The organism is Hymenobacter arizonensis, assembly GCF_900115775.1.
GTDB classification, from domain to species: Bacteria; Bacteroidota; Bacteroidia; order Cytophagales; family Hymenobacteraceae; genus Hymenobacter; species Hymenobacter arizonensis.
The window spans coordinates 1-3,001 of the sequence record NZ_FOXS01000018.1; the positions used below are offsets into that span (position 1 = coordinate 1).

General features: G+C 54.9%; 1 rRNA gene. It reads right to left on the reverse strand.

Annotated features, from left to right (window positions below):
- Nucleotides 1-76: 76 nt before the first annotated feature.
- Nucleotides 77-2,995 (reverse strand): 23S ribosomal RNA (locus BMZ66_RS24965).
- Nucleotides 2,996-3,001: the final 6 nt, after the last annotated feature.

Sequence of the window (3,001 nt, forward strand, 5' to 3'; positions counted from 1 at the left end):
CTCAATAACGTTGACATAAGGGGACAAAAACGAAGCGCTGGTTGCGCGTTTGACGAAATCTATACACCGTAGTGTAGCTGCGAAGCCCTCGGCCACTTAGTACGGCTCAGCTATTGCATTTCTGCTTGTTCACCTGCCGCCTATCCACGTCGTCATCTCCGACGGGCCTTCAATTGGGAAATCTCATCTCCAGGTGAGTTTCGCACTTAGATGCTTTCAGCGCTTATCTCGTCCCAGCGTAGCTACCCGGCGCTGCACCTGGCGGTACAACCGGCGCACCAGCGGCTGGTCCATCCCGGTCCTCTCGTACTAAGGACAGGTCCTGTCAAATTTCCAACGCCCACCACAGATAGGGACCGAACTGTCTCACGACGTTCTGAACCCAGCTCGCGTGCCACTTTAATCGGCGAACAGCCGAACCCTTGGGACCTTCTCCAGCCCCAGGACGTGACGAGCCGACATCGAGGTGCCAAACCTCCCCGTCGATATGAGCTCTTGGGGGAGATCAGCCTGTTATCCCCGGCGTACCTTTTATCCTTTGAGCGATGGCCCTTCCATGCGGAACCACCGGATCACTATATCCGTCTTTCGACCCTGCTCGGCTAGTCGGCCTTACAGTCAAGCCCGCTTCTGCTATTGCGCTCTGCGTACGGTTACCAAGCGTACTGAGCGGACCTTTGAAAGCCTCCGATACTCTTTTGGAGGCGACCACCCCAGTCAAACTACCCAGCAGCCACTGTCTCCTTCGTGGAAGGATTAGGCATCAGGCACAGTAAGGGCGGTATTTCAACGTCGGCTCCCCGAGAACTAGCGTCCCCGGCTCAGCGCCTCCCGCCTATGCTACACATACTGAACCCAACACCAATGGCAACCTATAGTAAAGGTGCACGGGGTCTTTCCGTCCCGTGGCGGGTACTCGGCATCTTCACCGAGACTACAATTTCACCGAGCTCACGGCTGAGACAGCGCCCAGATCGTTACACCATTCGTGCAGGTCGGAACTTACCCGACAAGGAATTTCGCTACCTTAGGACCGTTATAGTTACGGCCGCCGTTTACCGGGGCTTCGATTCAAACCTTCGCCTTGCGACTAAGTTCCCCTCTTAACCTTCCGGCACCGGGCAGGTGTCAGGCCTTATACGTCCGCTTGCGCGTTGGCAAAGCCATGTGTTTTTGTTAAACAGTCGCCTGGGCCTTTTCACTGCGGCTTCTCGTCTTGCAACGAGGAAGCGACCCTTCTCCCGAAGTTACAGGTCCATTTTGCCGAGTTCCTTGGCCGTGATTCACTCGAGCGCCTCAGGATACTCTCCTTGACTACCTGTGTCGGTTTGCGGTACGGGTAATATTGACATTAAAACGCTTAGCAGGTTTTCTTGGCAGTCCGATTAGGCACACTATCCGCGTGACCCGAAGGTCGTGCGGTACTATCAGCTTTCGGCTAGGTGAGCGTACTTAACTACTCTCCCACTACCTACGGCCTTCAACGGGCACTTCCGTCCGCCCGCGGTGCTTTCACTTCTGCGTCACTGCATCACTTGTCAACATTAGTACAGGAATATTAACCTGCTGTCCATCGAGTTCACCTTTCGGCTGCCCCTTAGGTCCCGACTAACCCAATTCCGATTAGCGTTGAATTGGAAACCTTAGTCTATCGGCGTGGGGGTTTCGCACCCCCATTATCGTTACTCATGCCTACATATGCTTTTCTCCACGCTCCAGCACGCCTGACGACGCACCTTCACCGCAAGGAGAATGCTCCCCTACCACGTAGCAGTCTTGCATGCTACATCCATTGCTTCGGTACTAGATTTGATGCCCGCGTATTATCGATGCCCGGTCGCTCGACCAGTGAGCTGTTACGCACTCTTTAAAGGAATGGCTGCTTCCAAGCCAACCTCCTGGCTGTCAAAGCAACTGGACCTCCTTTGTTCAACTTAATCTAGATTTAGGGACCTTAGCAGATGGTCTGGGTTCTTTCCCTCTCGGCCGGGGACCTTAGCACCCCAGGCCTCACTGCCGGCTATAGCCACGGGCATTCGGAGTTCGTCAGGATTCGGTAGGCTCTGACACCCCCTAGTCCTATCGGTAGCTCTACCTCCCGTGACCTCAACGCCGACGCTGTACCTCAATACATTTCGGGGAGTACGAGCTATTTCTCAGTTTGATTGGCCTTTCACCCCTACCCACAAGTCATCGAAATCCTTTTCAACGGAAACTCGTTCGGTCCTCCAGTGCGTGTTACCGCACCTTCAACCTGCTCATGGGTAGCTCACCAAGTTTCGCGTCTACCCCCCCCGACTCCGCGCCCTGTTCAGACTCGCTTTCGCTGCGGCTCCGTGGCTTCAACCACTTAACCTTGCCGGGGAGGAGTAACTCGTAGGCTCATTATGCAAAAGGCACGCTATCAGGCCACAAAAGCCCTCTAACTGCTTGTAAGCACACGGTTTCAGGTTCTTTTCACTCCGGTATTCCCGGTTCTTTTCACCTTTCCCTCACGGTACTAGTTCACTATCGGTGTCTGAGGAGTATGTAGCCTTAGCGGATGGTGCCGCTGGATTCAGACGGGGTTTCTCCGGCCCCGCCCTACTCAGGGTATCGCTAGCGTGAATCAGAAGTGTCGCCTACGGGATTCTCACCCTCTCTGATGTGCTTTCCCAAGCACTTCGGCTACCCCGATTCAATCACATGTCGCGACCCTACAACCCCGGACTGGCCGTAACCAACCCGGTTTGGGCTCCTCCCCGTTCGCTCGCCACTACTTGGGGAATCATTGTTATTTTCTTTTCCTGCCGGTACTTAGATGTTTCAGTTCTCGGCGTTTGCCGCTGTGGGTCAAGCCCATCAGCTCCCGACTCTTCCAGTCGAGGGGTTGCCCCATTCGGAAATGCGCGGATCACAGAGTATGTGCCTCTCCCCACGCCTTATCGCAGCTTATCGCGTCCTTCGTCGCCTCTCAGACCCTAGGCATCCCCCGTGTGCTCTTGCTTACTTCGCTTTCGTA